Source organism: Cronobacter sp. 153480017-3 (genome assembly GCF_053627815.1).
Genome location: NZ_JBSEYN010000006.1, coordinates 173,514 through 197,891 on the forward strand (window position 1 = coordinate 173,514; position 24,378 = coordinate 197,891).

General features: G+C 61.9%; 22 protein-coding genes. 9 read left to right on the forward strand and 13 right to left on the reverse strand.

The genetic code is table 11. The features are described from left to right. Positions 1-5: 5 nt before the first annotated feature. On the reverse strand, positions 6-1,025 hold the full coding sequence (gene mtnA, locus ACUW6V_RS14810; protein WP_012124089.1) for an S-methyl-5-thioribose-1-phosphate isomerase: 1,020 nt from the start codon (positions 1,023-1,025) through the stop codon (positions 6-8). Positions 1,026-1,130: 105 nt separating this feature from the next. Between mtnA and mtnK the strand changes: the two genes are divergently transcribed. Next, positions 1,131-2,330: an S-methyl-5-thioribose kinase gene (gene mtnK / locus ACUW6V_RS14815; protein WP_454038537.1), complete on the forward strand. Its 1,200-nt coding sequence runs from the start codon at positions 1,131-1,133 to the stop codon at positions 2,328-2,330. A gap of 165 nt (positions 2,331-2,495) precedes the next feature. Here the strand turns inward: mtnK and ACUW6V_RS14820 are convergent, their stop codons facing one another. Genes ACUW6V_RS14820 through ACUW6V_RS14835 form a run of 4 tightly spaced genes read right to left on the reverse strand, consistent with a single transcriptional unit; the run spans position 2,496 to position 7,325 of the window. Beyond that, on the reverse strand, positions 2,496-3,740 hold the full coding sequence (locus ACUW6V_RS14820) for an LVIVD repeat-containing protein (protein ID WP_454038538.1): 1,245 nt from the start codon (positions 3,738-3,740) through the stop codon (positions 2,496-2,498). Next, positions 3,740-4,804, reverse strand: a complete 1,065-nt coding sequence (locus tag ACUW6V_RS14825) for a sugar ABC transporter substrate-binding protein (protein WP_088275080.1) — start codon at positions 4,802-4,804, stop codon at positions 3,740-3,742. Before ACUW6V_RS14825 ends, ACUW6V_RS14820 begins: the two co-directional genes overlap by 1 nt. Positions 4,805-4,827: 23 nt before the next feature. Beyond that, positions 4,828-5,823 carry an ABC transporter permease gene (locus ACUW6V_RS14830; protein ID WP_007869831.1) on the reverse strand — a complete coding sequence of 332 codons (996 nt, stop codon included), beginning with the start codon at positions 5,821-5,823 and terminating at the stop codon, positions 4,828-4,830. After that, positions 5,820-7,325 carry a sugar ABC transporter ATP-binding protein gene (locus tag ACUW6V_RS14835; RefSeq protein ID WP_454038539.1) on the reverse strand — a complete coding sequence of 502 codons (1,506 nt, stop codon included), beginning with the start codon at positions 7,323-7,325 and terminating at the stop codon, positions 5,820-5,822. The genes ACUW6V_RS14830 and ACUW6V_RS14835 overlap by 4 nt, the downstream gene beginning before the upstream one ends. A gap of 260 nt (positions 7,326-7,585) precedes the next feature. On the opposite strand from ACUW6V_RS14835, the gene ACUW6V_RS14840 reads away from it, so the two are divergent. From ACUW6V_RS14840 to ACUW6V_RS14855, 4 genes are all read left to right on the forward strand, one after another. Further along, positions 7,586-8,674, forward strand: coding sequence for an oxidoreductase (locus ACUW6V_RS14840; protein WP_454038540.1), 1,089 nt, complete (start codon positions 7,586-7,588; stop codon positions 8,672-8,674). A gap of 114 nt (positions 8,675-8,788) precedes the next feature. Next, the gene (locus ACUW6V_RS14845) at positions 8,789-10,024 is read left to right on the forward strand and encodes an MFS transporter (RefSeq protein ID WP_454038541.1); all 1,236 of its coding nucleotides are present in this window, start codon (positions 8,789-8,791) and stop codon (positions 10,022-10,024) included. A 181-nt stretch (positions 10,025-10,205) separates the two neighbouring features. Next, complete coding sequence (locus tag ACUW6V_RS14850; protein WP_004387583.1) at positions 10,206-10,469, forward strand: type II toxin-antitoxin system RelE family toxin; 264 nt, start codon at positions 10,206-10,208, stop codon at positions 10,467-10,469. A 14-nt stretch (positions 10,470-10,483) separates the two neighbouring features. Continuing rightward, positions 10,484-10,864 carry a helix-turn-helix domain-containing protein gene (locus tag ACUW6V_RS14855; protein WP_004387582.1) on the forward strand — a complete coding sequence of 127 codons (381 nt, stop codon included), beginning with the start codon at positions 10,484-10,486 and terminating at the stop codon, positions 10,862-10,864. Between the two features lie 10 nt (positions 10,865-10,874). Here ACUW6V_RS14855 and ACUW6V_RS14860 read toward each other — a convergent pair whose 3' ends face one another. From ACUW6V_RS14860 to entC, 7 genes are all read right to left on the reverse strand, one after another. Then, positions 10,875-11,072 carry a YbdD/YjiX family protein gene (locus tag ACUW6V_RS14860; RefSeq protein WP_004387581.1) on the reverse strand — a complete coding sequence of 66 codons (198 nt, stop codon included), beginning with the start codon at positions 11,070-11,072 and terminating at the stop codon, positions 10,875-10,877. Between the two features lie 467 nt (positions 11,073-11,539). Beyond that, positions 11,540-13,645: a pyruvate/proton symporter CstA gene (gene cstA, locus ACUW6V_RS14865; RefSeq protein WP_007869845.1), complete on the reverse strand. Its 2,106-nt coding sequence runs from the start codon at positions 13,643-13,645 to the stop codon at positions 11,540-11,542. Positions 13,646-14,156: 511 nt separating this feature from the next. Continuing rightward, positions 14,157-14,570 carry a proofreading thioesterase EntH gene (gene entH / locus ACUW6V_RS14870; protein WP_012124082.1) on the reverse strand — a complete coding sequence of 138 codons (414 nt, stop codon included), beginning with the start codon at positions 14,568-14,570 and terminating at the stop codon, positions 14,157-14,159. Further along, positions 14,571-15,323, reverse strand: coding sequence for a 2,3-dihydro-2,3-dihydroxybenzoate dehydrogenase EntA (gene entA, locus ACUW6V_RS14875; protein WP_105540529.1), 753 nt, complete (start codon positions 15,321-15,323; stop codon positions 14,571-14,573). Then, the gene (locus ACUW6V_RS14880) at positions 15,320-16,189 is read right to left on the reverse strand and encodes an isochorismatase (protein ID WP_054625790.1); all 870 of its coding nucleotides are present in this window, start codon (positions 16,187-16,189) and stop codon (positions 15,320-15,322) included. The genes entA and ACUW6V_RS14880 overlap by 4 nt, the downstream gene beginning before the upstream one ends. 9 nt (positions 16,190-16,198) lie before the next feature. Then, complete coding sequence (locus tag ACUW6V_RS14885; RefSeq protein WP_454038542.1) at positions 16,199-17,803, reverse strand: (2,3-dihydroxybenzoyl)adenylate synthase; 1,605 nt, start codon at positions 17,801-17,803, stop codon at positions 16,199-16,201. A 10-nt stretch (positions 17,804-17,813) separates the two neighbouring features. Then, complete coding sequence (gene entC / locus ACUW6V_RS14890; RefSeq protein WP_454038543.1) at positions 17,814-18,980, reverse strand: isochorismate synthase EntC; 1,167 nt, start codon at positions 18,978-18,980, stop codon at positions 17,814-17,816. A 187-nt stretch (positions 18,981-19,167) separates the two neighbouring features. Here entC and fepB point away from each other — a divergent pair, with 187 nt between their 5' ends. Next, a complete protein-coding gene (gene fepB / locus ACUW6V_RS14895) occupies positions 19,168-20,127 on the forward strand; it encodes a Fe2+-enterobactin ABC transporter substrate-binding protein (RefSeq protein ID WP_454038544.1) in 960 nt (319 codons plus the stop codon). A 25-nt stretch (positions 20,128-20,152) separates the two neighbouring features. Here the strand turns inward: fepB and entS are convergent, their stop codons facing one another. Next, complete coding sequence (gene entS / locus ACUW6V_RS14900) at positions 20,153-21,397, reverse strand: enterobactin transporter EntS (RefSeq protein WP_454038545.1); 1,245 nt, start codon at positions 21,395-21,397, stop codon at positions 20,153-20,155. 107 nt (positions 21,398-21,504) lie between these two features. On the opposite strand from entS, the gene fepD reads away from it, so the two are divergent. Genes fepD through fepC form a run of 3 tightly spaced genes read left to right on the forward strand, consistent with a single transcriptional unit; the run spans position 21,505 to position 24,289 of the window. Next, a complete protein-coding gene (gene fepD, locus ACUW6V_RS14905; RefSeq protein ID WP_104658989.1) occupies positions 21,505-22,512 on the forward strand; it encodes a Fe(3+)-siderophore ABC transporter permease in 1,008 nt (335 codons plus the stop codon). Beyond that, a complete protein-coding gene (fepG, locus tag ACUW6V_RS14910; RefSeq protein WP_097649209.1) occupies positions 22,509-23,501 on the forward strand; it encodes an iron-enterobactin ABC transporter permease in 993 nt (330 codons plus the stop codon). Before fepD ends, fepG begins: the two co-directional genes overlap by 4 nt. Continuing rightward, positions 23,498-24,289 (forward strand): iron-enterobactin ABC transporter ATP-binding protein, encoded by a 792-nt coding sequence (fepC, locus tag ACUW6V_RS14915; RefSeq protein ID WP_454038546.1) that lies wholly within the window; start codon positions 23,498-23,500, stop codon positions 24,287-24,289. The genes fepG and fepC overlap by 4 nt, the downstream gene beginning before the upstream one ends. Positions 24,290-24,378: the final 89 nt, after the last annotated feature.

Sequence of the window (24,378 nt, forward strand, 5' to 3'; positions counted from 1 at the left end):
CTTTTTTACCCGGCGAAACGCCCGTTCGCCACATCCTCCGGCGTCACCACGCCGCTGTCCAGCACCCAGCCGCTAATCAGCGCGGCGGGTGTGACGTCAAATGCCGGGTTATAGACCCGCGCGTCTTCCGGCGCCCACTGTACCGCGCCGAAGCTGCCCGCCACGCCGGTCACTTCCGCCGCTGCGCGCTGCTCAATCGGGATCGCCGCACCGTTCGGGCACGCCGGATCGAGCGTGGTCTGCGGGGCCGCCACGTAAAACGGTACGTTGTGAAATTTCGCCAGTACGGCAAGCGAATAGGTGCCGATTTTATTCGCCACGTCGCCATTGGCCGCGATGCGATCCGCACCCACCCAGACGGCGTCCACCTGCCCCTGCGCCATCAGGCTCGCCGCCATCGAATCGGTAATCAGCTGATACGGCACGCCAAGCTCGCCAAGCTCCCAGGCGGTTAAGCGCCCGCCCTGCAACAGCGGCCGGGTTTCATCAACCCACACGTTCGCCACCTTGCCCGCTTCATGCGCGCGCGCAATCACGCCCAGCGCCGTGCCGACGCCCGCCGTCGCGAGCCCGCCGGTATTGCAGTGGGTGAGCAAACGGCTGCCAGGCTTCACGAGTTCACTCCCGGCGCGCGCGATGCGCTCGCACAGCTCGCGGTCTTCCTGCACCAGACGTAAGGCTTCCGCGCCCAGCGCCGCCACGAAATCCGGCTGCGTGAGGGCCTGTTTCATGCGGTCAAGGTTATTCATCAGGTTGACCGCCGTGGGCCGTGCTGCACGCAGTACCTCCAGCGCCTGGCCGAGCGCGTCGCGCGTCATGCCATGTTCGGCCAGCAGCGCCAGCAGCAGGCTCGCCGAAAGCCCAATCAACGGCGCGCCGCGCACACGCAGCGCGTGAATGTGCCCCACCAGCGCCTCTGTATTATCGGCGGGCAGCCAGTTTTTCTGCTGCGGCAGCGCCTGCTGGTCGAGGATCCAGAGCTTGTTATCCACCACCCGCAGGCTGGTCGTCTGAAGTGTCTGCATGCGTTAAATCCTTGTTGCGTTATTGTGTTCTATTGTGTCAGGATGAAATCCAGATGTATAGACGTCCGTACGTCTTTATAACCAGATTGAATGAGGATATCAGCAATGTCGCAATACCGAACCTTTACGGCCAGCGATGCGGTGGCTTATGCGCAACAATTTGGCGGACTCAGCGCGCCGGAAGAGCTGGTGAGCGCGCAGGAGGTCGGCGACGGCAATCTCAATCTGGTCTTTAAAATATTTGATAAACAGGGCGTCAGCCGAATTGTCGTCAAACAGGCGCTGCCCTATGTGCGCTGCGTGGGGGAATCCTGGCCGCTGACGCTCGATCGCGCGCGCCTCGAAGCCCAGACGCTGGTGGCGCACTATCAGCACTGCCCGGCGCACACGGTAAAAATTCATCATTACGATCCCACGCTTGCCGTTATGGTGATGGAAGATCTCTCCGATCACCGCATCTGGCGCGGCGAACTCATCAATGGCGTGCATTACCCACAGGCGGCCCGCCAGCTTGGCGAATATCTGGCCCAGACGCTGTTTCACACGAGTGATTTTTATCTGCATCCCCATGCGAAAAAGGCCGAAGTGGCGCGCTTTATCAACCCGGAGATGTGTGAGATCACCGAAGATCTGTTCTTTAACGATCCGTATCAGGTTCATGAGCGCAATAACTACCCGGCTGAACTTGAGGCCGACGTCGCCGCGCTGCGCGACGATGCCGCGCTGAAGTGCGCCGTGGCTGCGCTTAAGCACCGTTTTTTCTCTCATGCCGAAGCGCTGTTGCACGGCGATATTCACAGCGGCTCGATTTTTGTCGCCGACGGCAGCCTGAAGGCGATCGACGCCGAGTTCGGGTATTTCGGCCCGGTGGGCTTTGACGTTGGAACGGCCATCGGCAACTTGCTGCTGAACTACTGCGGCGCGCCGGGCCAGTTCGGCATTCGCGAAGCCGCCGACGCGCGTGAGCAGCGCCTTATCGATATCGCCACGCTGTGGCACACCTTCGCCGAGCGTTTCCAGATGCTGGCGCGCGAGAAAACCCGCGACGCGGCGCTGGCAGAGCCTGGCTACGCCAGCGAGTTTTTGAAGAAGGTATGGGCGGACGCCATTGGTTTTGCCGGTACGGAGCTTATCCGCCGAAGCGTCGGCCTGTCGCATGTAGCGGATATCGATACCATTCGGGATGAAGAGATGAAGCTGTCGTGCCTGCGCCACGCCATCGGGCTTGGCAAGGCGCTGATCCTTCTTGCTCCGCGCATTGAAAACGCCGACGAGTTTATCGCCCGCGTGCGGCAGTACGGGTAATTGCCCCCGGTGGGTGCGCTACGCTTACCCACCCTACAAACCCAGTTTCGACCTTCTTTCCCGTAGGGCGGGTAAGCGCAGCGCACCCGCCACCATATCTCCCCCGCCCTGTAGGGCGGGTAAGCGTAGCGCACCCGCCGTCATGCCGCCTACCGCGCGATGCCCCTACCCCTGATACTCAATCACCGACAACCCGCCGTTATAATCCGTGCTGTAAATAATCCCCTGCGCATCGACAAACACATCGCATGACTGAATCACCTGCGGGCGTCCGGGCCGCGTATCCATCATTCGCTCTGGCGCGGCGGGCACCAGCGCGCCGGTCTCCACTGGCCGGTACGGGTTCGAGATATCGTACGCACGCACGCCCGCGTTCTGCCAGGTCGCGAAAATCAGCGTTGAACTCACAAAACTGCCGGGGCGATTCTCATGCAGATTATGCGGCCCGAAGTGCGCCCCTTTCGCCACGTAGTCGGTTTCATCCGGCTGCGGGAAGGTCGAAATACTCACCGGATTTGACGGCTCGCGAATATCAAACAGCCAGATATGCTTTTCGCCATCCTGCTGGTTATCCAGCACGGCTTCATCCAGCACCACCAGCAGGGAGCGGTCCGGCAGCGGCAGCGCGGTGTGCGTGCCGCCGCCAAACGGCGGGCTCCAGTTACGGTGGCTGATTAGTTTCGGCTGGCTGCGGTCTTTCACATCGAGAATCGTCAGCCCGCCGTCGCGCCAGCTCCCGTAGGCGGTATCGCCCGCGATAATCGCATGGTGCAGCGCGTAGCGTTTGCCGTCGGGCCAGTCGGGCGTTTCCCCTGCCGCCTGATGCATCCCCGGCAGCCACCAGCGCCCCGCCACTTCAGGCTTACGCGGGTCGGCAAGATCGATGGTGAGGAAAATGTAATCGGTAAAGCCATCGAGAAGCACCGAGACATACGCCCAGCGCCCGCCCACATACCAGATGCGGTGAATGCCGATGCCGTTAAGCGGCAGAAAGCCGATTTCACGCGGCTTATCGGGTGTGGCGATATCAAACACGCGAAGCCCCGCGCTCCAGCCTTTGTCGTGGACATCGCGCACCGTCTCGCCGACCGAACGGGTGTAATAGACTTTTTCATCGGCGAAACGTGCGTCGGCAAAGAGATCGCGGGCGTTGATCACCAGCAGCAGGTCATCGTGCGCCTGGAGATGCACGTTCCAGGTGCCGGGCGGCGCGGGCACATAGCCCGCCGCTGTCGGGTTTTTCGGGTCGCGCACGTCAACGATGGAAAAACCCTGCGACACCATATGGCCGATATACGCAAAGCCCCGGTGCACCATCACCTGCACGCCGTCCGGGCGGCCGCCCTGGTCGGAGTGGCCAATCAGCCGCATATTGCGGCTGTAGTCCGGGCGCGGTAAATAAGTCGCCATTATTTGTGCTTCGCTTCAAGCGTCGCAAACCACGGCGCGATGAAATCCTCGGTCTGGCCCCAACCCGGAATGATTTTACCGAGCGCCGCCACGTTCACCGGCCCGCTCTGGCTTGCCAGCAACGCCTGCGGGATGGCCGCGGCTTTAAAATCATAGGTGGCAGGCGTCGGCTCACCGGCGATTTTATTGGCGATAAGCCGCACGTTGATCGCGCCAATCAGCTTCGGATCGACCGCCACGCTCACTTTCCACGGGCTGCCCGCTTCGCGCATCAGTTGCAAATCCTGGTTGGAGATATCGATGCTGTAGAGCTTGATCTCGGTGCGGCCATTCTCTTTCAGCGCCTTGTAAGCGCCCTGGCTGAAGGCGTCCCAGGTGCCCCAGATGGCGTCAATCTGGCCTTTCGGGTATTTCGCCAGCACCGCGCCCACTTTGTTGGCGGTATCGCCCTGCACGTCTGACGAGACTGCGCCTATCGATTCCAGCTCTTTAATGCCGGGGTTTTGCTTCAGGATCTCCTGGTACGCCGCCTGGCGACGCTCCATCGGCGGGAAGCCCGCCACCCAGAGCTTAATGATGTTCGCCTTGCCGTTGAAATCTTTCACCAGCTGGCCTGCGGAGAGCTGCGTGAGCGACGCGTCGTCCTGCTGCGTGACGGTGACGCCCGGGATCTCGCCTTTCACGGCAGTATCAAACACCGAGACTTTGATGCCCGCGTCCACAATACGCTTCACCAGTTCGGTGGAGTACGGATCGCGCCCCTGAGAGAGAATAATGCCGTCATATTTCTGGCTGATAGCCTGATTGACGAAATCCTGAAATTTCGCGTCGTCGCCGTTGCTTAAAAAGGTGCTGACCTTAAAGCCGAGCTTTTTGCCTTCCTGGATCGCGCCCGCCACAAACTGCGTGGTGTTGTCATCCGACCCTAAATTGCGGATAACGGCGATGCGCACCGGCCCGTTGTGACTGGCGATGGCGTCCGGCACCGGCGCGGGCGTGGCGGCGAAACCGGGAAGCGATGAGAGCAGGCCCAGCGTCAGTAAAGAGAGCGTCAGTTTTTTCATTCTGTTTATTTCCCTGTCTGTGATTAACGTCGCTGGATGTAAGTGATGGCAAGCGCCCCAGCGAGCACCAGCCCTTTGATAATGTCCATTGCGTAATACGGCACCGAGAGCATCACCAGGCCGTTGGAGAGCACGCCCAGAATTACCGCGCCCACTAACGTACCGAGCGCGTTCGGTTTGCCGGAGCCGGCCAGCGAAAAGCCAATCCACGCCGCCGCGACGGCGTCCATCAGATAACCGCTGCCCGCGTTCACCTGCGAGGAGCCAATGCGCGAAGCAAGCAGAATGCCGCCAAGGCCCGCCAGCAGCGAGGCGATGACATACGCCGCCACTTTGTAGCGCGTGATGCGAATGCCGGAGAGGCGCGCCGCCTCCGGGTTGCCGCCGATGGCATACATGCGCCGCCCGTGGGTGGTCAGCGACAGCCCAAGCTGCGCCACGACCGTCACCACCAGCATCACAATCACGATAACCGGCACCTGGCCGAGCAGGCTGAAGGCATCAGGAATCACGCCCTCCGCCATCTCGCCGCTCGGCAGAACCATGTTCTGGGTGATCGAACCGCCGTAGCTGTAGGTCATCGCGACGCCCTGAATCACAAACAGGCTGGCAAGCGTGGCGAGCATGTCGGGGATTTTCAGCACCACGATGAGAAACGCGTTAAACAGCCCGACCAGCGTGCAGAGCGCAAGCGTGATGACAATCGCCTCCGTTGTGCCGAAGCCGTGCCAGACGAACAGCGAGATCACCAGCGCATTGGCCAGCGACGCCGTCGAGCCCACCGAGAGATCGAACCCGCCGATGGTCAGCGAGATGGAGACGCCGATGGCGATCACCGTCACGATGGCGATAGAGCGCAGAATGTTGATGATGTTGAACGGATCGAGAAAGTTGTCCGAGGCGATGCCGAACAGCGCGACCAGCGCTACGACCGTCAGCAACATCCCCCACTTATAGAAAAACTCAAACAGCTGGTGGCGCGCCGATGGCGTGCTTTTCAGGGTTGCGGCCTTGCTCACGCGGGGGTTCCTCCGGTGGAATAGAGTAATAAGGTTTCTTCACTGGCGTCACGGCCATCCAGCTCCGCCACAATGCGCCCGTCCCACAGCACGCAAATGCGGTCGCACAGGCCCACCAGCTCGGCAAACTCGCCGGAGGCGTAAATAATGCCCTTGCCCTGGCGGGCGAGCCCGTCAATCAGGTTGAACAGATCGGTTTTGGCTTTGACGTCCACGCCTTTTGTCGGCTCGTCGAAAATCAGCACGTCGCTATTGCCGCGCAGCCATTTGCCGATAGCCACTTTCTGCTGGTTGCCGCCGGAAAGCCTGCGCAGCCGCTGCCCTGGCCCGCTGGCGCGAATGCCGAGACGCGAAATCACCTCCTGCGCCCAGCGCCAGGCGTCGCGGTGACCAAACAGCCCCCAGCGGGTAAAGCTGCCGTCGGCGCTGGCGGCGAGATTCATGGCGATCGGCTCGTCGATAAAAATGCCCTCTTTGCGTCGCTCTTCCGGCACCAGCGCCAGCCCGCGCGCCACCGAATCCGCAGGATCGGTGGGCCGCCACGGACACCCCGCAAGCTCGCCCTGGCGCAGCGTGCTTTTGCTCGCGCCAAAGAGCGCCTTGCACAGCTCCGTTTTCCCGGCCCCCGCCAGCCCGGCAATGCCCAGGATCTCCCCTTTGCGCAGGCGCAGCGAAATGTCCTGTAGCAGCGTGTCGTCATGCAGCCCGTCCACCGCCAGCAATACGGCATTTTCAGGCGTCGGGCGGCGCGGCGGGTAGAGCGTGTCGAGCGCATGCCCCAGCATTTTCTCGACAATCTGCGGGCCGGAGAGCGACGCCATCGGCCCGCTCTCAATCAGCCTGCCGTCGCGCAGCACCGTCAGGGTGTCGCAGATGGCTTTCAGCTCATGAATACGGTGCGAGATAAACACCACGCCCATGCCCTGTGCCTGGAGGCGTCTGACCACTGCGAACAGACGTTCGCTTTCGTGCTGATCGAGCGGCGCGGTCGGTTCATCAAGGATCAGATAACGGCAGTGATGCGAAAGCGCGCGCGCCAGCAGCACATGCTGTTTTTCGGCAAGCGAGCAGCTGTCGATGCGGCGGTTAACGTCCATTTCCACATCAAGCTGCGCCAGCGCCGCTCGGGCGCGGCGGCGGGTTTCGCCCCAGCGGTAGCGCAGGCCGCGTTCACGCAGGCTGTCGAGCATAATGTTTTCCGCAACGCTCAGCCCCGGTACCAGCGCGGCGTCCACCTCCTGCTGCACCAGATGAATGCCGAGCGCTTTGGCGTCGCGCGGCGAGCGGATGTGTACGGGTTCGCCATCCAGCAGGATCTGGCCCTGATAGTGATCCCAGGCACCGGAGAGCACCGCCATCAGCGTCGATTTTCCGGCACCGTTCGCGCCGGTGAGCGCGTGTACGGAGCCTGCCCGCAGGGTGAAATCCACCTGCGTCAGCGCCGGAAAGCCGCTAAAGGCCAGGGATATCGCGCGCATCTCAAGGCACTGGTTCAGGGACATAGCAGGCCGTCTCCACATGAATGATTAATCAGCTAAGGCAATCATTCACGCGGATATATCCGCTTGCAATGAATGAATCGGCATAAGATAAAGCAAAAAATTATTAGCCGTCCAGATGTCTGGACGTAACATTAGAATTTTTCAGGTTGCCGCTGCGTTTCGCTGTCAATGTGAAAAGATTGCATGCGCGAGGACGACAATAATTAGACGTCCGGACGGCTTTCTGTGGCAGGATGGTAAAAAAGACAAGGACAACTCTCATGAGCGATACCGACATCCGCGTGGTTCCCGGCCCGGCAAATTATTACTCCCACCCAGGCGCCCTGGCGCGACTCCACGATTTCTACACCCCGGCGCAACTCGCGCGCGCCGTCTGGGTCTATGGCGAACGCGCTATTGCCGCCGCGCGCCCTTTTCTCTCAGACGCCATTGACGCCCCCGGCGCTACGCGGATTTTGTTTCGCGGGCATTGCAGCGAAAGCGATGTCAGCGCGCTTGCGGCCCAGGCGGGTGACGATCGGGCGGTGGTGATTGGCGTTGGCGGCGGCGCGCTGCTGGATACCGCCAAAGCGCTGGCGCGACGTCTCGGCCTGCCGGTGGTCGCCATTCCGACCATCGCCGCCACGTGCGCTGCCTGGACGCCGCTCTCCGTCTGGTACAACGACGCTGGTCAGGCGCTGCATTTTGAGATTTTCGACGACGCCAACCATCTGGTGCTGGTGGAGCCGGAGATTATCCTGCGCGCGCCGGCGGAATATCTGCTCGCGGGCATCGGCGACACGCTCGCCAAATGGTATGAAGCCGTGGTGCTGGCGCCTGCGCCCGCCACCCTGCCGCTCACCGTGCGGCTCGGCCTCAACGCCGCGCTCGCCATTCGTGACGTGCTGCTGGAGCAGAGCGAAGCGGCGCTCGCCTGTCAGCATCGTGGCGCGCTCACGCAGGATTTCCGCGATGTGGTGGATGCCATTATCGCGGGCGGCGGCATGGTCGGCGGGTTTGGCGAGCGCTATACGCGCGTGGCGGCGGCGCATGCGGTACATAACGGCCTGACCGTGCTGCCGCAGACGGAAAAATATCTGCACGGCACCAAAGTGGCTTACGGCATCCTGGTACAGAGCGCTCTGCTCGGCCAGGACGAGGTGCTGACGCAGCTGATTGACGCCTGGCGGCGCTTCAGGTTGCCCACCACGCTTGCAGAGCTGGATGTCGATATTCATAACGCGGCGGAGCTGGACCGTGTCATCGCCCACACGCTGCGCCCGGTGGAATCCATTCACGCCCTGCCGGTGGCGCTGTCGCCCGTGACGCTGCGCGCGGCCTTTGAAAAAGTGGAAACCTTCGCTCGCTAACTAAATCGCACAGGGTGCGATGCCACTTTTTGCGAAATCCCTGTAGGCTTAAACCTCGCTCACGCGGCGATAACTATTCTTTCACGCCGCGTTTTTATACGTTCGGGATGGTTTATGGCTTCTGTACACTCTGATGGCGGCGCGTCGCTGATGGCGCACCGCTCGTTTGTCGCGTTCTGGCTGGCGCGTACCTGCTCCGGCTTCGGTTTCCAGATGTTGTCTATCGTGGTGGGCTGGCAGATTTACGCCCTCACCCACAGCGCGTTTTATCTCGGTCTGATAGGCCTGGTGCAGTTTCTTCCCTCTATCACGCTGGCGCTCTGGGCAGGGCACATTGCCGATCAGCGCGATCGCCGCCGGGTGGTGTTGATTGGCCAGTTGGTGGAATGGCTCGCCATCGCCGCGCTGGCCGCCGCCACCGCGGCACATCTCGCCGATGTGAAGATTATCCTCGGCCTGATTTTTATCATTTCCGTCGCCAAAGTAATGGAAGCGCCGTCGTTGCAGTCGATGCTGCCGGCGCTGGTGCCGCCTTCCCTACTCGCTCGCGCCACGGCGGCGAGCGCGGTATCAAGCCAGGCGGCGATGATCATGGGCCCGGCGCTGGGCGGCCTGCTGTATGTCTTCGGCGCACAGGTGGTTTATGCGCTGACCGCCGTGCTGTATCTCATTTCGGTCGTGATGGTGAGCCGCCTGCGCTATGAACAGGCTCCGCCTGCGCGCCAGCCCGCGAGTCTCGCCACGCTCTTTGCAGGCGTGAAGTTTATTCGCGAGCGCCCGGACGTGCTGGGCGTGATTTCGCTCGATCTCTTTGCCGTGCTGCTGGGCGGCGCTACCGCGCTGCTGCCGATTTACGCGCACGATATTTTGCACACCGGTCCGTGGGGGCTGGGGCTGTTGCGCGCCGCACCTGCCGTGGGCGCGCTGCTGGTGGGCTTCTGGCTGAGCCGCCGGTCGCTTGAGAAACATGTCGGGATGATTATGTTCTTATCGGTAGCGGGCTTTGGCGTGGCGACGCTGGTGTTTGCGCTATCAAGCCACCTGTGGCTGTCGCTTATCGCCCTCTTCGCAACAGGCGGGTTTGATATGGTGAGCATGGTTATCCGCGGCGCGCTGGTGCAGCTCGATACTCCCAACGAGATGCTAGGCCGCGTGAACGCGGTGAACTCGATATTTATCAATACTTCGAACCAGCTTGGCGAATTTGAATCCGGCATGCTGGCAGCGCTACTGGGCACCGTGCCTGCTGCGGCCATCGGCGGTATCGGCACGCTGGTGGTCGTCGGGCTCTGGATGCGCCTGTTTCCGTCGCTGCGTAAACGCCAGCGCCTGGAAGAAACCCCCGCCTGATCCCACACAACGCCTTCTTCGGAAGGCGTTTTTGCGAGACGTCACGAAGAATCTTTCCCTGCTGCTTCCCCTGTACCCTGACCGGGTTTAACGTTGCCATATAAGAAAACGCTTTTCGGATAAAAGCTTATATTCTTATATTTTACTTATAAAAAGGAAACGGATAAAGTGAGGGAACCACATGGAGATCAGATGGACGAAGCGGGCGATTGCGCAGTTGCAGGCCATTAGCCAGAACGACCAAAAAGCCATTGTGAGTAAAGTCGCGGCGATAGCGTCTCCCGGCCAAACGAGACTGGATATCGTCAAACTGGCGTGCCGTCAGGCTCGCTACCGGCTGCGGGTGGGAGATTACCGGGTAATTTTTGAACGCCGTCAGGGCGTGCCGGTTATCTGCCTTATCATGGAAGTCAAACGCAGAACGACAACCACGTACCTTAACTAAATCAGGGTGGCGCTATGTTTAATGCACAGGTGATTCACGATAAAGAAGGGAAACCAGAATATGTCGTTATCCCTTATGAGCTTTACTTATCGCTGCTCACGCAGCTTGAAGACAACGAAACGCTCATGCCGTTACCTTTTGAAATGAGCGATGAAAACGACGTCACCGTGCCGCATGAAGTGGTGGGGATTTCCGTCGAGCAGAACGTGAGCTTACAGGCCGCCTGGCGCATCTGGCGCGGCCTTTCCCAACAGGACGTGGCGGAAAAACTCGGTATCAGTCAGTCCGCCGTTTCTCAGCTGGAATCACCGGATTCACGTCCACAAAAACGCACCCGCGAAAAACTGGCAGCGCTGTATGACTGCCAGCCAGAACAGCTAATCCTTTACCGTTGAGGTACGGCGCTCAGCAACATTTCGCGCCGCCTTTCGCGCCGTAGCGGGCGTCCTGGCGTTCGCGAAAGAACTCTTCATAAGTCATCGGCGTCTGGTCCGGGTGGTTCACACGCATATGCTCGACGTAGTTATCGTAGTCGGGCACGCCAACCATCATTTTCGCGGCCTGACCGAGGTATTTACCGGCTTTGGCGAGGGTATCGAACATTTATTTATCCTTACGCGTTGGCTCTGATTCATTGTGACCCGTGGCCGGGTTCTGGACGGCGGGTGCGCTAACGCTTACCCGCCCTACGATATGTGCCATTCCTGTAATCACGGCGGGTGCGCCTCGCTTACCCGCCCTACGATGTGTGCCATTCCTGTAATCACGGCGGGTGCGCTCCGCTTATCCGCCCTACGATGTGTGCCATTCCTGTAATCACGGCGGGTGCGCTCCGCTTATCCGCCCGACGATATGTGCCATTCCTGAAATCACGGCGGGTGCGCCTCGCTTACCCGCCCGACGATATGTGCCATTCCTGAAAGCACGGCGGGAGCGCTTCGCTTATCCGCCCTACAACAACAAATAGCGCGGTAGTCGCACATAGGGTGGGTAAGCGTTAGCGCACCCACCTGCCCGGCCCATCTTTCCACCCCCCACCTTACCGGCACCTACCGTTCCCCACGCCTCAATCAATGCGCGTTCTTCGCCTGCGCGACTATCTGCTCCGCACTGGCAGGCATCGGCTCATACGGCGTCTCGTTGGCAGTCGGTTTATCCTGCTTCAGCGCCGCCAGCGCCGTTTTAATCGAGAACACCGCCAGCACCACGACGACCACCATAAAGAAAATGGTCAGGCCCGCGTCAAGACGGTTATTGAACACCAGCTGGCTCAGTTGCGCCTCGGTGTACTGCGGCGGAATGGTGCCGCTGTCCAGAATCGCCTGGAACTTATTGGCGATGGCGAGGAAGCCCACTTTGTTATCCGGGCTGAACGCTTTCTGCCAGCCGGCTGTCAGCGTACAGACCAGCAGCCACGCGGTCGGCACCAGCGCTACCCACGCATAACGCTGACGCTTCATCTTAAACAGCACCACCGCACAGAGCATCAGCGCCATGCCCGCCAGCATCTGGTTAGCGATACCAAACAGCGGCCAAAGGGTGTTAATACCGCCAAGCGGATCCACCACGCCCTGATGCAGGAAATAGCCCCACGCCAGCACGCACAGCGCTGTCGCCAGAAGGTTCGCGGGTAGTGAATCGGTACGCTTGAGGCCCGGCGAAATCACGCCCAGCAGATCCTGCAGCATAAAGCGCGCGGCGCGGGTGCCCGCATCCACCGCCGTCAGGATAAACAACGCCTCAAACAGAATGGCGAAGTGATACCAGAACGAGACATCCATCAGGCCGCCGAGCGCCCCGTGGAGAATATACGCCATACCGACCGCAAGCGTCGGCGCGCCGCCCGCACGCGAGATAATCGTCTGCTCGCCCACTTCATTCGCGATCTGATTAAGCGTATCCGGCGTTATCTGGAAACCCCAGCCGCTCACCACCTGGGCGGCCGACGCGACCACATCCGCCGTGCCTGCGGGTGCCAGCACCGCCATCGGGCTGTTCATCGCAAAATAGACGCCGGGGTCAATAACGCAGGCCGACACCAGCGCCATGATCGCGACAAACGACTCCATCAGCATGCCGCCATAGCCGATGAAACAGGCCTGATTTTCATTGGCGAGCATTTTCGGCGTGGTGCCGGAGGCGATGAGCGCATGGAAGCCCGACACCGCGCCACAGGCTATCGTGATAAACAGGAACGGGAACAGGTTACCGGTCCAGACCGGGCCAGTGCCGTCGATAAATTTGGTCATCGCGGGCATCGTCAGCGTCGGGCGCATGATCAAAATGCCGATGGCGAGGCCAACAATAGTGCCGATTTTCAGGAAGGTGGAGAGATAATCGCGCGGCGCCAGCAGCAGCCAGACCGGCAGAACCGCCGCGACAAAACCGTAGCCCACCAGCATCCAGGTCAATTGCACGCCGGTGAAATCAAACCACGGCGCCCAGGTCGGGCTCTCTGCCACCCACCCGCCGGAAACAATCGCAAACACCAGCATCACGAGGCCGATGACCGACACTTCGCCGATGCGTCCTGGCCGCAGATAACGAATATAGATGCCCATAAAGAGCGCGAGCGGAATGGTAAAGGCGACGGTATAAGTGCCCCACGGGCTGTGGGTCAGCGCTTTCACCACAATCATCGCCAGCACCGCCAGGATGATTATCATAATCATAAAGCAGGCGACGAGCGCGATGACGCCCGCCGTGTTGCCCATCTCTTCTTTCACCAGTTCGCCGAGCGAGCGCCCGTCACGGCGGGTGGAGACAAACAGCACCATGAAATCCTGCACCGCCCCTGCCAGTACAACGCCTGCGAGGATCCAGATCATGCCCGGCAGATACCCCATCTGCGCCGCCAGCACCGGCCCAACCAGCGGCCCGGCACCGGCAATTGCCGCAAAATGGTGACCGAACAGCACTTTTTTATCGGTGGGTACATAATCGAGCCCGTCGTTATGGCGCACCGCAGGCGTCATGCGCGTCGGGTCGACGGCCAGCACCTTTTTCGCGATATACAGACCATAAAAACGGTAAGCGATGAGATAGATACAGACGGCAGCGACCACGATCCAGAGCGCGTTGATCTGTTCGCCGCGGTTAAGCGCGATATAGCCCAGCGCAAACGCACCCACCACGGAGAGCGCTGCCCAAATAAGGTATTTCCCTGAGTTCGTCATAATAGTTATCCATTCAGTGAAACAGTGAGTGAAACACAGGTGTTACATTTTGTTTCTATATCACCAAAATGAATTTAACAACTTAGCCACCCGATAAACGCGGGATGGCGGCAGGGATTTACGTGAGTCTGCTAGCGGGATCACGTGATGATGGCGGGTGCGCTTCGCTTACCCGCCCTACGAAAACAAGATTTCCGAAATTGCACGCCGATACGTGGGGGTTTCCCGGCGGCTGCCCTTTGGCCGCGAGCCGGGATTGTTAAGGGGGCGGCGGCGAGCCCCCTTAACACGTTCGCGTGAGGAAAGGCGGCAGAGAAAGACAGCGTGTCGGCGAACGGAACCGTTCACCGAGCGTATATATTCGCCGCTCATCAAGATACAGACCATCGCCTTCTGCAATGGTGGGTGCGCTTCGCTTACCCACCCTACATCCTTTGTGAACCGGGCTTTTGTAGGGCGGGTAAGCGAAGCGCACCCGCCAGATGTGAAGGCGCACCCACTACACAAAAATCTACCCCAGGATCGCCGTGCTTAACCGGCTGGTGCAGCAGCGCCGCCCCTGTTCGTCATAAATCACGATTTCCCAGCACTGACTTTGGCGCCCCAGATGCAGCGGCTGGCAGACGCCGCGCACCTGCCCCTGCGACACCGCGCGATGATGAGACGCGCTGATTTCGGTGCCCACCACGCACTGCCCGTCGCGAGTGGTCAGGTAACCGGCCATCGAGCCGAGCGTTTCGGCAAGCGCCGCGGAGGCGCCACCGTGCAGGAGACCAAACGGCTGATGCGTGCGCGTATCAACCGGCATCGTCGCCTCCAGCAGATCGTCACCAAGACGGGTGTAAACAATCCCGAGATGTTCCACCATCGTGCCGACACTGGTCGCGTTCAGCGCCTCAAGCGTCATGTGTCGTTTCCAGATCATCTATGCTCCAAGCGTCGAGCCGCCGTCGATAACGATATCCTGCAGCGTAATGTGGCTTGCGAGCTCCGAAGCGAGAAACAGGATGGTGTTCGCGACCTCCTGCGGCTGCGCAATTTTGCCAAGCGGAATGCCGAGCTTAAATTGCTCCGCGAAACCGCGAATGCGCTGTTGTTCGGCATCGTCGCTTTTCCAGAGCGTGCGCTGCATATCGGTGTCGGTCGAACCCGGTGACACCAGATTTGCGCGCACGCCAAAGGAGGCCAGCTCCAGCCCCACGGTCAGCGCCAGGCTTTTGAGCGCCGCTTTCGACGCGCCATACGCCGACATCCCGATGCGCGGCGTATGGGCGGCGTCGGAAGCAACCGTCACAATAGCCCCGCCCTTCTGCGCACGAAACTGCGCCATCGTCTGCTGAAAGAAGTTAAACGCGCCGCCCACGTTTACCGCGAACGTCTGCTGCCAGTCGCCAGGAGAGAGTTCATCCGTCGCGCCCATGCGCAGAATGCCCGCGGCGTTCACCAGCACGTCAAGGCGCGGGTTATTGCCGAGCAACCGCTCGCAAACGCCCGCCACCGCCGCGGCGTCCGCCACATCAAGCGTTTCACACGCGAACGGATAGTCAGCCAGTGGAAACACGAGATCAAAACCGGTCACCTTCGCGCCCGCCGCGGCAAACGCCAGCGCGGTGGTATAGCCGATGCCTTTGCCCGCACCCGTTACCCAGACGTTTTTCCCCCGGAAATCGAGCGTCATGCCTGCGGCTCCCGGCTTAACAGCGCCCACCAGGCATTGATTGTCGGGTTTTTCGCGAGCATCACGAAGTCGATATCGCCATGCACTTTGCGCCAGCGCGCCGCCAGCGCCATCATGCGCACCGAGTCGAGACCGTAGTCGATCAGGTTTTCGTCATCTTCCGGCTCGTCGGACTCATCCAGCAGCGGCAGCACCAGCGCACGCAGCGCTGCTTTGCTGCCCGGCGCGTCCGGCTCACTGGCAGGCAGCAGATCGGCGGTCATGACCACGCGCCCGGCGCGGCCCGCGACGTAATTCAATGCCATCAGGTGTTCATCCCGGCTGAAATCCGCCAGCGCGTCGGCCACCATAAACGGTTGAATATCACGCATAAACGCGTCGGTGGCGGTAATCATGCAGCCGATGTGCGCATACACCCCGCAAATGATGAGCTGATCGCGGCCCGTCTCTTTCAGTGCGTGCTCAAGCGGCGAGCGGTGAAACGCGCTGTAGCGCCATTTCACCAGCACGGTGTCGTCGGCATCCGGTGCCAGCGCCGCAACCACCTTTTGTTTCTCCGGATGGTTATTCAGCCCCGGCCCCCACATGTCGTTCAGCAGCGCGCGGTCGGCGTCGCTCTGATTATTGGGCTGCGCGGTGTAATAAACCGGAATGCCCTGCGCCTTACAGTACGCTCGCAGCGCGGCGATGTTCGCCACCACCTGCTCGATCATCGGGCAGTTTTCGCCCCAGAAGTTAAGGAAATACTCCTGCATATCATGAATGAGCAGCGCCGCGCGCGGCGGCTCCAGCGCCCAGCTCACTTTATTTTGCGGGAGATCCGCCGCCGTGGGCAGCGTATAGGCGTTCAGTTTTGGGATAGCCATCTTCTTTCCTTACTCAGAGACGGGCTGACGCGCGGCCAGCCACAGACGCAGTTGTTTTTTATCTACTTTGCCGACCGGCGTGAGCGGCAGTGCATCGACGCGCTCCACGCGATCCGGCAGTTTGAAATCGGCGACGCCCAGCTCGCGTAAAAAACGGCGGATCTCCACCGCCCTGACCGGGCGGGTGGTGACGATATACGCACAGCTTTTTTCGCCAAGCAGGCTGTCATCCATCGAGACCAGCCCCGCATGCACAATGGCCTCGTGGCCGAGCAGCAGGTTCTCGATCTCTTCCGCGGCGATCTTCTCGCCCCCGCGGTTTATCTGATCTTTCTCGCGCCCCTGAACGGTGATGTAACCCTGCTCATCGATGGCCACCAGATCGCCGGAGCAGTAAAAGCCGTTCTCATCAAAAGCGCTGGCGTTGTGTTCAGGGCTGTTGTAGTAACCGCGGAAGGTGTAAGGGCCGCGCGTCATCAGCCGTCCTGTCTCACCGCGCGGCAGCGGATTGCCGTTTTCATCGGCTACCCAGACTTCATCATCCGGGCTCATCGGTCGCCCCTGGGTGGTGAAGATGCGCTCGTCCGGGTCGTCCAGGCGGGTGTAATTCACCAGCCCTTCGGCCATGCCGAACACCTGCTGAAGCTGGCAGCCGATTTCCGCCGGAATGCGCGCGGCGAGCGTGTCGGAAAGCCTTGCACCGCCGACCTGCAACAGTTTCAGCGATGCCAGCTGGCGGTTGTCGCCCCACTCCTGAATGGCCTGTAGCCAGAGGCTGACGGCGGGCGGCACCAGCGCGGTGACGTTAATCTGGTGCGCTTCGATAAGCGGGAAGCAGAGCGTCGCGCTCGGGTCGCGCGCCAGCACCACACAGCCTTCGGCGAAGAAGACGCCGAGCGCGCCGGGGGAGCTTAACGGGTAGTTGTGCGCCGCGGGCAGCGCGCAGAGGTAGCGCGTTTCGCGGGTGAATTCACAAATCTCCACGCTGCGGCGAATGCTGTAGTAGTAGTCGTTGTGCGTGCGCGGAATGAGCTTCGGCGTGCCGGTACTGCCGCCGGAAAGCTGGAAAAACGCCACTTCATCGGCGGCGGACGGCGTGGGCGTGAAATCCGTCGTCGGCGCTGAAATGAGCGCGTCCAGCCCGTCGCCACGCAGAAGCGTTACCCGCAGCGACGAACACTGTGCTTTCAGCGCCGTGATATACGCGTCGTCGCTAAAGAGCGCGTGCTCGCGGTCGGCAATCAGCAGCGCGGGGGCAATCTGGCGCGCGTACGCGTCAAGCTCGGTGCGTTGATGACTGAACAGCGCGTTAACCGGCGCCACGCCGATTTTCAGCAGCGCGAAGAACACGATGTAAAACTCCGCCACGTTGCCAAGCTGCACCAGCGCGGTATCGCCACGCTGAAGCCCGCGACGCGCCAGCGCGCCCGCAAGACGTGTGGCTGCCGCGTCCAGCTCGCGGTAGCTGTAGCGGCGCTCGCCGTCGATAAGCGCCGTCGCGGCACTCTGCGCGTGGCGGCTTAAAATATCGGTGAGCGGCAGGTCAAGCCAGTAGCCGCGGGCGCGGTAGCGTGCGGCGAGATCGTCCGGCCAGCGGGTGTAAGGGATCGTCATGCGTAAAACCTCAGTGAAGACCTAAAACGTGGAGCATGGTGGAGAGCTTGACGCCGGTTTCGCGCCACTCGGAAGCTGGATCGGACGCCGAAACAATGCCCGCGCCCGCAAACAGCCGCACCTGGTTTTCCCTCAAACGCGCGCAGCGGATAGTCACCGCCCACTCGCCGTTGCCGTCGGCATCGCACCAGCCAACGATCCCGCCGAACAGTTCGCGATCGAACGGCTCCAGCTCAGCGATATACGCTTTCGCCGCCTCGTGCGGGTAACCGCTCAGCGCGGGCGTCGGGTGCAGCAGGCAGGCGAGCGACAGCGCGTTGTCATCCGCAAAGCGCGTTTCGCCTTCGACGGGCGTCGCGAGATGCCAGAGCGTCGGCGTGGTAATCAGCTCAGGCGCGCCCGGCATCGCAAGGCGCTGGCTGCGCGGCGCGAGTACGTCGCGCATTGCCTGCGTCACAAGTTCATGTTCATGGCGATCTTTGGCCGAACAGAGCAGCGCCTGGCCTGCGCTTTTATCCTGCGCCGCGTCGGCATGGCGGCGCGCGGAGCCCGCCAGCGGCAGCGAGCTGAACGTATTGCCATCTTTGCGCAGCAGCAGTTCCGGGCTTGCGCCGAGCAGCGCGCCGCCGTCCGGCAGCGGCACGTGAAAGTTAAAACTCGCGGGGTTTTGCGCCACCAGACGCGCCAGCAGCGCGAGGCTGTCCGGAGCCTGTTCGGTGGTGATGTCGATAAGGCGGGAGAGCACGATTTTGCTGACCGCAGGCGTCGCGGTCAGCGCGGCGGCGCGCGCCACCATCGCCATAAACGTCTCTTCATCCGGGAGCGCCTCACGGCTCATCACACGCGGCACGGCGCTGTTGTCGATAAGCGAATAACCGCTGCGCGCGGTGTCACTGTAACTTTCAGGAATAAACAGCGCAGAGGGTTTGCGGGTATCGAACGGAATAGCGCCAACGATCATGGGGCGCGCAATGCCCTGCCTGCGGGCGCTGTCGAACGCGTTACGCAGCGCGGTCTGAAAGACGCCATAACGCTCTGCGCCGTCGACTGCGGGCGTCTCCAGCCGCGTAAAACAGCCGCGGGTGGTGAAGCTGCGATAAGGCGACATGAAGAAAAAACTGTCAGATGAAAGGGTTGCGGCAGCGTCGCAGCGTTCCCCGGCCAGTGACGTGTCCATGCGCTCCTCCTGTACCAAAAAAGTGAACTGATAATTGTTATCATTTGTATTTGGAGGCGTAACCTAAGGCGAAATGACGGGGATGTCAACCACAGGGGCGAAACAGAGGCGACAGCGGCGCTTGCATCCTGTCGGCAAATGATGAAAATGAGAAGCATTATTAAATCATCGTACAGGAATTGTTGCCGTGACGTTCACTTCCGCCCTGCGCGCCGCATTCGTCGCCAGCCTGCTGGTTTTAGGAATATCCTCAGTCTCACAGGCGGCGTCGTGGCCGCGTCAGGTGACCGACAGCCGCGGCGTACATACGCTTGAAAAAGCGCCGCAGCGCATTGTTTCCACCAGCGTCACGCTGACCGGTTCGCTGCTGGCGATTGATGCGCCGGTGGTGGCGAGCGGCGCGACGTCGCCCGGCAACCGCGTCGCCGACGACCAGGGTTTTTTGCGCCAGTGGGGTGATATCGCCAAAGCGCGTCATGTTGAGCGGCTGTACATCGGCGAGCCAAACGCTGAAGCTGTCGCCGCGCAGATGCCGGATCTGATTCTGGTGAGCGCGACCGGCGGCGATTCGGCGCAGGCGTTGTATGAACAGTTTTCCGCTATCGCGCCGACATTAATCATCAATTACGACGACAAAAGCTGGCAGGCGCTGTTAACGCAGCTTGGCGAGATAACAGGCCATGAGAAGCAGGCCGCCGCGCGCATTGCGCAGTTCGATCAGCAGCTCGCGCAGGCGAAAGCGCAGATGGCGCTGCCGCCGCAACCCGTGAGCGCGCTGGTTTATAATCCCGCCGCGCACGGCGCGAATCTCTGGACCGCTGAATCGGCGCAGGGGAAACTGCTCGGCCAGCTCGGCTTTACGCTCGCGCCGCCGCCCGCCGCACACGGCCTCACCAGCATGGGCAAACGCCACGATATTATTCAGCTCGGCGGAGAAAATCTGGCGGCGGGGCTGAACGGCGAGACGCTGTTTTTGTTCGCCGCCGATGATAAAGACGCGGCGGCGCTGATGCGCGATCCGCTGCTGGCCCACCTGTCGGCGGTGAAAAATAAACGCGTTTACGCGCTTGGCACCGAAACCTTCCGGCTCGATTACTACAGCGCCAGCCTGTTGCTGAAACGGCTTGAAGCGTTGTTCAAACAATAAAAAACGGGGCCGGATGGCCCCTTTTTTAATGCGGCGCGGGTTCCGGCGGCGGCTGGCGTAGACAGCGCAGTTCCGCCAGCAGCAGCGCCAGCGCAAGGGTAATAATCGCAAGCCCTGTCCCGCCCACGCTCGCCGCACTTACCGGCGAGAGCCACGCGCCCATCCCACCGAGCGCCGCCGCACCGATGGCGTCGCCCGTCACGTTTTGCGCCGTCCACAACCCGTTGATGCGCCCGAGCATGTGATCCGGCGTGCGGGTCTGGATGAGCTGATACTGAATCAGCGAACTCACGCCGCTCAGGTAGCCGAACAGCGTCAGGCAGATAAACGCCAGCGGCCAGAACGGCATCAGGCTGAACACACTCACCGCCGCCAGCGCCAGCACGGATGAAAGCAGCAGCGTGCGGCCCGGGCGTGGCGCGTGTGCCAGCCCGCCGCTGGTGAGCGCGCCGAGCGCCGCGCCAAGCGGCACGGCGGCGTACAATACGCCGATTTCGCCGCTCGCCATCTGCCAGTGGTTCGCAAGCGCCGGATAGAGCACGCGCACCGCGCTCGCCATCGTCAGCAGCGCGCCGATCAGCGCCACGCCGCCCACCACCGGGCTTGCCGCGAGAAAGCGCAGCCCGTCGGCCAGCGCGCGCAGCGGATGCTGGCGCTGCATCTGCGGCGCAGGCAACGCCGGAAGGGTCAGCAGCGGCAGGAGCGTGAGAAAGGTGCCGAGCGCCGCCAGCGCGTAGTTCCATGCCACGCCGCCCCAGGCGAGCAGCACGCCGCCGAGCAGCGGCGAAATCACCGAACCCAGGCGCACCGTCAGCATGGTAATCGCCCCCGCCTGCATCAGGTTTTCACGCCCGACAATAGCGGGCGTCGCCGCCAGCAGCGCCGTCACGCCGATCGCCCCGAAAAACCCGTCCCACAGCCCGAGCGCGTAAATCGCAATAACCGACGGCGCGGGCAGCATGGCGTTGATCCAAAGCCCGATAAACCCGAGGCCGCAGGTGGAGCGCGCCAGCAGAATGAGCGTTTTGCGCTCGTAGCGGTCGGCCAGTACGCCGCCCGTCATCAGCCCGATAAACATCGCCGCCCCCGTCAGCGTGACCGCAAGCCCCACCTGAAAAGGCGAGCCGGTGAGCGTCTGGATCTGTACCGGCACCGCCACGCCAAGCAGACCAAGACCGAGAATGGAGATAAAGCGCGCCAGAAAGACGGCGCGGTAAGCGGGATGAGTTTTCAGTAACGAGAGGTTCAGTAACAGCGAATGTCGGTTCATTACAGGGCCTTAACGCGAATTTTCCTTGCCGGATAACGGGACGGCCATGCTAACATAGCCAGATAAGAGTGATAATAACTATCATTATCGATTCCAGGATGTGCGTTATGTCGGCCTCGCGCCTTTCCTCCAGGATGGTTGTCCTGTTGTGTCTCTTGTTATTGCTGCTGTTGATGGCCGCCCTCAGCCTGCGGGTGGGCGCCAAATCCCTGCCCTTTTCTCTTGTGATGGACGCGCTCACCGGCACCTGCCGCGAGGCGGACTGCACCATCGTGCTTGATGCACGCCTGCCGCGCACCCTTGCGGGGATTGTCGCCGGGCTGTCGCTCGGGCTTGCCGGCGCGCTGATGCAAACGCTGACCCGCAACCCGCTCGCCGACCCCGGCCTGTTAGGCGTGAACGCCGGTGCCAGTTTCGCCATTGTACTAGGCGCGGCGCTGTGGGGCGTGAGCGATCCCCTGCCTGTTCTCGCGCTGGCGCTGTGCGGCGCGCTGGTCGCCACGCTCATCGTGGCGTTTACCGGCAGCGCGGGGGGCGGACAGCTTAGCCCGGTGCGCCTGACGCTCGCGGGCGTGGCGCTGGCCGCGGTGCTGGAAGGGCTTTCCGGCGGTATCGCGCTCTTAAACCCGACGGTGTATGACCAGTTGCGCTTCTGGCAGGCAGGCTCGCTTGATATCCGTACCCTGACGACGCTTAAAGCCATTACGCCGCTCGTGCTCACGGGCGCGGTTATCGCGCTGCTGCTGGGGCGCGCGCTGAACAGTCTCAGTATGGGAGCCGACACGGCGACGGCGCTCGGCAGCCGCGTGGCGCGCACGCAGGTGCTAGGGCTTGTCGCCATTACGCTTCTGTGCGCCAGCGCCACCGCCGTGGTCGGCCCCATCGCCTTTATCGGCCTGATGATGCCGCACCTGGCGCGCTGGCTGGTGGGCGCGGATCACCGCTGGTCGCTCCCGGTAACGCTGCTCGCCACGCCGTCGCTGCTGCTGCTCGCGGATATCATTGGCCGGCTGGTAGTGCCGGGCGAGCTGCGGGTATCGGTGGTCAGCGCGTTTATCGGCGCGCCCGCGCTGATTTATCTGGTGCGCCAGCGGCGCGGCGGAGGCGCGTTATGAGATCCGTTTCCCCCCGTTTAGGGCTCTTTTGCCTGCTGATGTTGAGCCTGTGCGCCGGGCTTGGCCTCTGGGCGCTGACGCAGGGCGCGGTAACGCTTGAAGCCCGTAAGGTGCTGGACGCGCTGACCGGCCACGCGCCGCGCAATGTTTCGCTTATCGTAACCGAATGGCGGCTGCCGCGCGTGGCGATGGCGCTGCTGCTGGGTGCCGCGCTCGGCGTGAGCGGCGCGATTTTCCAGTCGCTGATGCGCAACCCTTTAGGCAGCCCCGATGTGATGGGCTTCAACACCGGCGCGTGGAGCGGCGTGCTGGTGGCGATGGTGCTCACAGGCCAGCATCAGTCCGCTATCGCGTTCGCCGCCATCGCGGGCGGCACGCTGACGGCGTTTGTCGTCTGGCTGCTCGCCTGGCGCAACGGCATTGACACTTTCCGGCTGATTATTATCGGCATTGGGGTGCGGGCGATGCTGGTGGCGTTCAATACCTGGCTGCTGCTGCAGGCGTCGCTTGAGACGGCGCTGTCCGCGGGCCTGTGGAACGCCGGTTCGCTGAACGGCATTACCTGGGGGAAAACGCTGCCCGCCGCCCCGTTGCTTGTGCTGGCGCTACTGGCGAGCGCGCTGCTGGTGCGCCGGATGCGGCTGCTGGAGATGGGCGACGACAGCGCCTGCGCGCTGGGGGTGGCGGTGGAACGCTCCCGCCTGTTGCTGATGCTGACCGGCGTGGTGCTGACTGCAGGTGCGACGGCGATGGCCGGGCCGATTTCCTTTGTGGCGCTGGTGGCCCCGCATATCGCGCGTCGGTTAAGCGGCACCGCGCGCTTTGGGCTGACGCAGGCGGCGCTGTGCGGCGCGCTGCTGCTGCTGGCTGCTGACCTGTGCGCTCAGTATCTGTTCACGCCTTATCAGCTGCCGGTGGGCACCGTCACCGTCTGCCTCGGCGGCATTTATCTCATCGCCTTGTTGATACAGGAGTCACGCAGGAGATGACTATGACTTCACGCTTAACCGGCGAAGCGCTGACGCTGGGTTACGGCGATTTTCGCGTCGCCGACGGGTTGAACGTGGCGATCCCCGATGGCAAATTTACCGCGATTATCGGCCCGAACGGCTGTGGCAAATCGACGCTGCTGCGCACGCTGAGCCGTCTGATGAAGCCGCTCGGCGGGCAGGTGCGCCTCGATGGCGAGGCTATTCAGCACTTCGCCACCAAAGAGGTGGCGCGGCGCATTGGCCTGCTCGCGCAGAACGCCAGCGCGCCGGGGGATATCACCGTTGCGGAGCTGGTGGCGCGTGGGCGTTATCCGCATCAGCCTTTGTTTACCCGCTGGCGCGACGAGGACGAGCGCGCGGTGCAAAAGGCGATGGCGGCGACCGGCGTGACCGCGCTTGCCGACCAGAGTGTCGATACGCTCTCCGGCGGCCAGCGCCAGCGCGCCTGGATTGCGATGGTGCTGGCGCAGGAGACCTCGATTTTGCTGCTCGACGAGCCGACCACCTGGCTTGATATCAGCCATCAGATCGATCTGCTGGAACTGCTCTGTACGCTTAACCGCGATCAGGGGTATACGCTTGCCGCGGTGCTGCACGATTTGAACCAGGCGTGCCGCTACGCGAATCATCTGATTGCGTTGCGGGACGGGAAGATTATCGCCGAAGGCGCGCCGTCAAAGATTGTGGACGCGGCGCTTATCGAGGCGATTTACGGGTTACGGTGCATGATTATTGAGGATCCGGTGGCGGGTACGCCGCTGGTGGTGCCGCTCGGGCGGCGGTGAGCGTGGGTGAATGGCGGGTGCGGCTGGAAAAATGGTGGGTGCGCTGCGCTTACCCACCCTACCAACACCACGAACAACCGCTTTCCCTT